This is a genomic window from Trinickia dinghuensis (assembly GCF_003367175.1).
Taxonomy (GTDB): Bacteria; Pseudomonadota; Gammaproteobacteria; order Burkholderiales; family Burkholderiaceae; genus Trinickia; species Trinickia dinghuensis.
On the sequence record NZ_QRGA01000011.1, the window covers coordinates 324,785 to 331,301 of the forward strand.

Annotated in this window: 8 protein-coding genes and 1 rRNA gene; 1 reads left to right on the forward strand and 8 read right to left on the reverse strand. The window is 63.4% G+C overall.

Annotated features, from left to right (window positions below; translation table 11 throughout):
* Positions 1-30 precede the first annotated feature (30 nt).
* The 6 genes from DWV00_RS21145 to rpsP form a co-directional block, all read right to left on the reverse strand.
* On the reverse strand, positions 31-969 hold the full coding sequence (locus tag DWV00_RS21145) for a CobD/CbiB family protein (protein ID WP_115535546.1): 939 nt from the start codon (positions 967-969) through the stop codon (positions 31-33).
* Positions 970-1,088: 119 nt separating this feature from the next.
* Positions 1,089-1,766 (reverse strand): CoA pyrophosphatase, encoded by a 678-nt coding sequence (locus DWV00_RS21150; RefSeq protein ID WP_115535547.1) that lies wholly within the window; start codon positions 1,764-1,766, stop codon positions 1,089-1,091.
* Positions 1,767-1,870: 104 nt separating this feature from the next.
* A complete protein-coding gene (gene rplS / locus DWV00_RS21155) occupies positions 1,871-2,251 on the reverse strand; it encodes a 50S ribosomal protein L19 (RefSeq protein WP_115535548.1) in 381 nt (126 codons plus the stop codon).
* A 147-nt stretch (positions 2,252-2,398) separates the two neighbouring features.
* Positions 2,399-3,166 carry a tRNA (guanosine(37)-N1)-methyltransferase TrmD gene (gene trmD, locus DWV00_RS21160; RefSeq protein ID WP_115535549.1) on the reverse strand — a complete coding sequence of 256 codons (768 nt, stop codon included), beginning with the start codon at positions 3,164-3,166 and terminating at the stop codon, positions 2,399-2,401.
* 26 nt (positions 3,167-3,192) lie between these two features.
* Entirely contained in the window at positions 3,193-3,885 is a 693-nt protein-coding gene (gene rimM / locus DWV00_RS21165) for a ribosome maturation factor RimM (RefSeq protein WP_115535550.1), read from the reverse strand.
* Positions 3,886-4,000: 115 nt separating this feature from the next.
* Positions 4,001-4,255, reverse strand: a complete 255-nt coding sequence (gene rpsP, locus DWV00_RS21170) for a 30S ribosomal protein S16 (RefSeq protein ID WP_010091769.1) — start codon at positions 4,253-4,255, stop codon at positions 4,001-4,003.
* A 225-nt stretch (positions 4,256-4,480) separates the two neighbouring features.
* Here rpsP and DWV00_RS21175 point away from each other — a divergent pair, with 225 nt between their 5' ends.
* Positions 4,481-4,951: an NINE protein gene (locus tag DWV00_RS21175; RefSeq protein WP_115535551.1), complete on the forward strand. Its 471-nt coding sequence runs from the start codon at positions 4,481-4,483 to the stop codon at positions 4,949-4,951.
* Positions 4,952-4,972: 21 nt separating this feature from the next.
* Here the strand turns inward: DWV00_RS21175 and DWV00_RS21180 are convergent, their stop codons facing one another.
* Positions 4,973-6,088 carry a PA0069 family radical SAM protein gene (locus tag DWV00_RS21180; protein WP_115535552.1) on the reverse strand — a complete coding sequence of 372 codons (1,116 nt, stop codon included), beginning with the start codon at positions 6,086-6,088 and terminating at the stop codon, positions 4,973-4,975.
* A gap of 343 nt (positions 6,089-6,431) precedes the next feature.
* A 5S ribosomal RNA gene (gene rrf, locus DWV00_RS35105) occupies positions 6,432-6,517 on the reverse strand; the annotation flags it as partial.

A 6,517-nucleotide genomic window follows, 5' to 3' on the forward strand; every position in this document is an offset into this window, starting at 1 on the left:
GAAGCGCGCGTGAAACGTGCCCCCTGTTCGTCACCCTACCCAGACGGCGATGGTCAGCATGAGCAGCAGGATCATCCACAAGATGACGGCACGCCAGACGAGACCGACCGCCGATTGCAGCGTGCGCGGCGTGCAGTCGTCACCGACCGTCACCGGCCCGCCGTCCGGCGCGCCGAGCGCGTCGAGGCTCGACGGCTCCGCCAGGGGGCCCGCTAGGCGCGCACCGAGCGCCCCGCTGCCGGCGGCGAGCAGGACGCCCTCGTTGGCGTCGGGCCATTGGCGCGCGTGGTTGCGCCAGGCATAGATCGCGTCCTCGAAATTGCCGACGATCGCGAAACCGAGCGCCGTCAGCCGCGACGGCACCCAGTCGATGACGAAAAACGCGTTGCGTGCGAACGCGCCGAAGGCGGCTGTGCGCTCCCCGACCGACACGCTCCAGCTGCGCGCGAGGTATTCGGAGATCCGGTAGAGCACGGCGCCGGCCGGACCGATCGGCACGAGAAACCAGAAGAAGACGCCGAACACATGGCGATGCGAAGCGACGACGGCGTGAATCAGCGTATGACGCGCGATTTCGCCGACGGGCATGTCGACCGTATCCATCCCCGTCCATTCGCCGAGAATTTCACGGGCGCGCGGGACATCGTCGTTATTCAGCGCGAGATGAATATCGGTGAAGTAATGACTGAACTGGCGGAAACCGAGCGTGAAATAAACGATGACGACGTTCCAGAGGAACGCCAGAGCGAAACTGATTCGATAAAGGACGTAATAGATCGCGGCGACGGCGAGCGTCCAAGGCAGCACGACGACGAGCCAGGCGAGCATCCCGTGTTTTCTCTTGCCCGCGTCGAAACCCTGCGCGGCCGATTCCGCGTGGTACTGCAGCAGCGCGAAGATCGGGTTGCTCTGCGAGAGCGCGCGCAGCTGTTCGATGACGAGGGCCAGCAATACGGAGAAAAAGGTCATGCGAGGGGCCGTGACAATTCGAGTTTGTTCGTATGTCGCGTAACGATAGCACAGGGCGCGATGCCCGAATGCGAGCGCATCGGCTTAGCGCAACACCCTACGATGCAGGGGTTGTGCACTCATGCCGCCAAAAAGCGATAGAAATTGCGCAACATGCCGGCAGTTGCGCCCCAAATGAAATATTGGCCGCCTGCGCCCGATCGCGGATACGGCATGGCGAAAAAGCGACGCTCGCCGCCTTCCCAACGCAGTACGCGAACTTCGTGATTGGCGGGATTCATCAAGAACGGAAGCGGCACCTCGAAGATTTCCGCCACTTCGAGCGTATCGGCCTGCACCGTAAAGGGCGAATGCACGAGTCCGACGACGGGCGCCACGCGAAATCCCGTGCCCGTTAGATAATCGGGCAGTGCGCCGAGCACCTCGACGCGAGCCGGATCGAGTGCGACTTCTTCTTGCGCTTCGCGCAAGGCCGTTGCGGTTGCGTCGCGGTCGAACGGCTCGCGGCGGCCGCCGGGAAAGCTGATTTGCCCTGCGTGATCGCTCAGGTGATCGGCGCGCTGGGTGAGCAGCACCGAAAGCCCAGTCTCGCGCACGACGAGCGGGACGAGCACGGCGGCGGCGCGCGGGTCGCCGCGCTCGGGGAAAGTCTCGAACGGTTCGGGCGCCCAGGCCAAACGCTGGGTGAAGCGCTCGCGCAGGCCGGCCGGCGTCAGACGATAGGGGGCGATCCGGGGCAGCGCCGCGCCGGTGGTTTCGATCGGTAAGACTTCGGGTTCGAAGACGGGACGGATCAACGTAACGCTCGTGAAGTCATGGGCAGATACCCGTCATTGTGACTCGCCAAACCAAAAAGAAAAAAGCACCCGAAGCGGGTGCTTTTTTCTTACAACTTGCACGCTCAGGAAGCCGCGCGGTCCTTCGAGACCAGCTTTTCCTTGATACGTGCCGACTTGCCCGAACGCTCGCGCAGGTAGTACAGCTTCGCACGACGCACATCGCCGCGACGCTTCACGACGATGCTGGCCAGCAGCGGCGAGTACGTTTGGAACGTACGCTCGACGCCTTCGCCCGACGAAATCTTACGGACGATGAACGACGAGTTCAGGCCGCGATTACGCTTGGCGATCACAACGCCTTCATAGGCCTGGACGCGCTTGCGCGTGCCTTCGACCACGTTCACGTTGACGATCACGGTATCGCCGGGGGCGAATTCGGGGATCGTCTTGCCGGCGAGCGAGCGCTCGATTTCTTCCTGCTCGAGTTTTGCAATCAGATTCATCACTGACTCCTTATGCCATCTTGTCGGCGTTGTGCCTGCCGTATGCCGAATCGGCAATGTGGCTCGGCCCCGATAGAGGATGGGTTCACATCTGACACCGCTTTGAAAGCGGCGCCGCCTGCGCCTTGCGCGCGGCCCGCAGCCCGCTCAGGACTCCGATGCCGCTTTCGCCAGGCTTGCGAGCCATGCCTCGTCGGCACGGCTCAACATCTTGCTCCGCCGCGCGCGCACGATCAGGTCGGGCCGCTTGGCGAGGGTGTTTCTGAGCGCTTCCTTACGCCGCCACTGCTCGATTTCGGCGTGATGGCCGCCGAGCAGTACGTCGGGCACACGCATGCCCTCGTATTCCTCGGGGCGCGTGTAATGCGGGCAATCGAGCAGCCCGTCCACGAAACTATCCTGCACGGCCGATTGTGAATCGCCGAGCACACCCGGCAACTGCCGCACGACCGCGTCCATCAACGCCATGGCGGGCAACTCCCCGCCCGACAGGACGAAATCGCCCAGGCTGACTTCCTCGTCGACACAGCGCTCGATGAGACGCTGATCGATCGCTTCATATCGGCCGCAGAGCAGCACGAGCCCAGGCTCGCTTGCGAAACGCATCACGCGTTCGTGATCGAGCGGCGCCCCTTGGGGCGACATCATCACGACGCGCGCCCCGCTCACGCCCAGGGCTTCCTGCGCCGCTTTCGCCGCGCCGATGGCCGCCTCGAGCGGCTTGGCCAGCATGACCATGCCGGGCCCGCCGCCGTACGGCCGATCGTCGACGGTACGGTAATTGTCCGTCGTGAAATCGCGCGGATTCCACGTTCTCAAGCCGAACCGCCCTTGCTTCGCCGCTCGGCTCGTGATGCCCCACTCGGTAATCGCGCGGAACATCTCGGGAAAGAGCGTGACGACATCGAACTGCATCGCTCGCTCCCTGATGTGGACCCTGCTCAGTAATCGGCTTCCCAATCGACGACGATACGCTTCGCCGCCTGATCCACCGTCTTCACATACACGCCGACGAACGGGATCAACCGCTCGCCGGTGACCGGCTGCCCGTCCTTGCCCTGCGACGGATACTCGATGCGAAGCACCGAGTGCGCGCCGTTGTCGATCAGATCGGCCACGGCGCCGAGCGCCACGCCCGCTTCGTTGACGACTTCGAGGCCGATCAGATCGACCCAGTAGAACTCGTCGGCCTCGAGCGAGGGGAAATCGCTGCGGCGCACATGGACTTGCCACCCGCGCAGCGCGAGCGCCTGATCACGATCGCCAACGCCGCTCAACTGCGCGACGATGCTGTCGCTATGCGTCTTTGCCGCAACGACCGGGGCCGCCTTGATCTCGCGCCCCTTGACGATCCACCAGCTTTTGGCGCTCGTCAAAGCGTCGCCGCCACGGTTCGCGCCGGCGTGCGGCGCGACCTTCACCCAGCCTTTCAAGCCGTAGGCGTCGACAATGGCGCCGACTTCGACGGCACCGTCAGGCAACGCCTGGACCGACTCGATGCCCGACGCTGGGCCGGCGGCTGCATGCACCGCATTGCGCTCGACCGGCTTGCGCGCGAACGCGCCAAACGACGCAGGCGCCCGGGAAGCGGCTTTTGCTCGACCCGAGCCGCCCGAATCATCACGAACGGACATCGATAAACCTCACAGTTGCTCGACCACGAGCGGCTGCCGACCGACCGCTGCCTGCACCACGCCGTTCATGCGGAGTAGTACACACAACAAGCGGCCCACATTACCGCCGGCGCGATTAAGCAGCCGGTTGCGCCTTTTGCGCTTGCTTCACGAGACGCTCGACCGTCGGCGACAGTTGCGCGCCCACGCCTTGCCAGTACGTCAGACGATCTTGCGCGATGCGCAGCGATTCGCCCTTCGTGGCGACCGGGTTGTAGAAGCCGACGCGCTCGATGAAACGGCCGTCGCGGCGGTTGCGCGAATCGGTGGCGACGATGTTGTAGAACGGGCGCTTCTTCGAGCCGCCACGTGCCAAGCGGATGATGACCATACTGTAATCCTTGAAAACCGGGGGTTCGGAACTACTGAAACGATCGATTATAGCGGGAAACTGAAACCATAACAAACACTTACCCGGTTTCCCGTGCGGTATGCGCAACCGAATCCAGGCTCGATGTAAAGACGGAGACGTACAATGCGCCCTCGGATGCCTGCGTGAGCGGGCGTTTTTTCTCGGCAAACCACCGCTTCACGTTCTTTCCACGCTCTTTCGGTCATGTCCACACGCGCTTCTTCCGCCCCCACGCGCTTTCGCTCCAAAACGCTCACTGCATTGCTGGCCTTCCTGTTCGGCAGTCTCGGCGCACATCGGTTCTATCTGTACGGCCGGCGCGACCTGTTCGGATGGGCTCACTTGATCGGCCTGGCGCTCGGCATCCCAGGCGTGCTGCTGCTCATTGCCACGCAGCGCGCTTCCGTGCTCGGGTGGGCGCTCGCCGTCCCCGGCGCCGTCTCGTTGTTCGCCGCATTTCTCGCGGCGATCGTCTACGGGCTGCGCCCCGATGAAAAATGGGACGCGCAATTCAACGCGGAACAGACGAACCGCAGCCGATCGGGCTGGCCCGTCATCTTCGTCGTGATCTTTTCGTTGTTCATCGGCGCGCTGCTGCTGATGACCGGGCTCGCCGTGTCGTTCCAAACGTATTTCGAGTCGCAAGGCGGCTTGAGCACCTCGCTCTCGCAGTAATCGCGGGGCGGCGCGGCCCCGTCAAAAAAGATCCAACTGCGGGTTCGGCGCGGCGGCCGGGGCCGGCTTCTTGAAGTGAGACATATCGAGGATGCCGTGCTGCCGCGCGTTGAGGCCGAGCCGCTTCACCGCTTTATCGAAGCGCTGCTTGAGCAGATCGGCCCAAGCGCCCTCCCCCTTCATGCGATGCGCGAACGACGAGTCGTAGTCCTTGCCGCCGCGCATGTCGTGCACGCGAGCCATGACGCGATCCGCCCGCTGCGGAAAATGGGCGGCGAGCCAGTCCTTGAAAAGCGGCGCGACCTCCCACGGCAAGCGCAAGACGATGTAGCTCGCGCTCGTTGCACCCGCTTCGGCGCAAGCCTCCAGCACGCGCTCGAGATCGGGCTCCGTGACGAACGGGATAACGGGCGCGACGCTCACGCCCACGGGAATACCGGCCTCGCTGAGTGCGCGAATCGTACGGAGCCTACGCGAGGGCGTTGCCGCCCGCGGCTCCAGCGTGCGTGCGATCTGCGCATCGAGCGTCGTGATCGTGACGGCCGCCATCACCTGTCCGCGCTCGGCCATCGGCGCGAGTAGATCCATGTCCCGCTCGATCAGCGACGACTTCGTAATCGCGGCGAATGGGTGTCCGTAGTCGTGCAGGATCTCGATGATGCGTCTTGTCAGGCGCAATTCGCGCTCGACGGGCTGATAAGCGTCGGTGTTGACGCCGAGCGCGATCGGCTCCGGCGCGTAGTTCTTCTTCGATAGCTCTCGTCGCAGCAGTTCGGGGGCGTTGATCTTCGCGTAGATGCGGCTTTCGAAATCGAGGCCGGGCGAGAGACCGAGATAGCTGTGCGTCGGGCGAGCGAAGCAGTAAATGCATCCGTGCTCGCAGCCGCGATAGGGATTGAGCGAAACGTTGAACGGGATGTCGGGCGACGCATTGCGGGTGAGGATGCTGCGAGCCTGCTCCTCGAATACTTGCGTCTTCAGTGCCGGAGGCGCGTCGTCCTCGCCCCCGGCTAGCCAGCCGTCGTCGACCGTTACTCGCTGATCCAACTCGTAGCGGCCTTGCAGATTCGTGACCGCCCCCCGGCCTTTGAGCGGCGCGGGTGGGGCAATCGGGTATTCGGCGTCGAGGTTGTCCATCGTACATTCAAGCCCAGCACGGTTGCTCGGCCTGTCTCCCTATGCGGGATGTGTATAGACGATCTTTTTACTGTATGCATATACAGTATGTCAAGTACGAGAACAGCGAGGCTTGAATGGGGGCGAGGTGTCGCGCGGTTGCGCGATCCGCAGGAAGGAACGGGTTGCCGAAAGCGCGCGGACCGCGACCTGATAGTAGTGGATCGCTTGTTGTCTCGGTTTGGACTTTCCGGCGCGTAAAAGCACAAACCCCCGAGAGCGCGGGGCTGTCGGGGGTTTGGTCTTACATGCTCTGCATTGGCTCAGAGTAACCGCTAAAGCGCTAACTCTGACCGTAAGGGGAGCCTGACGATTACCTACTTTCACACGGGCAATCCGCACTATCATCGGCGTGGAGTCGTTTCACGGTCCTGTTCGGGATGGGAAGGG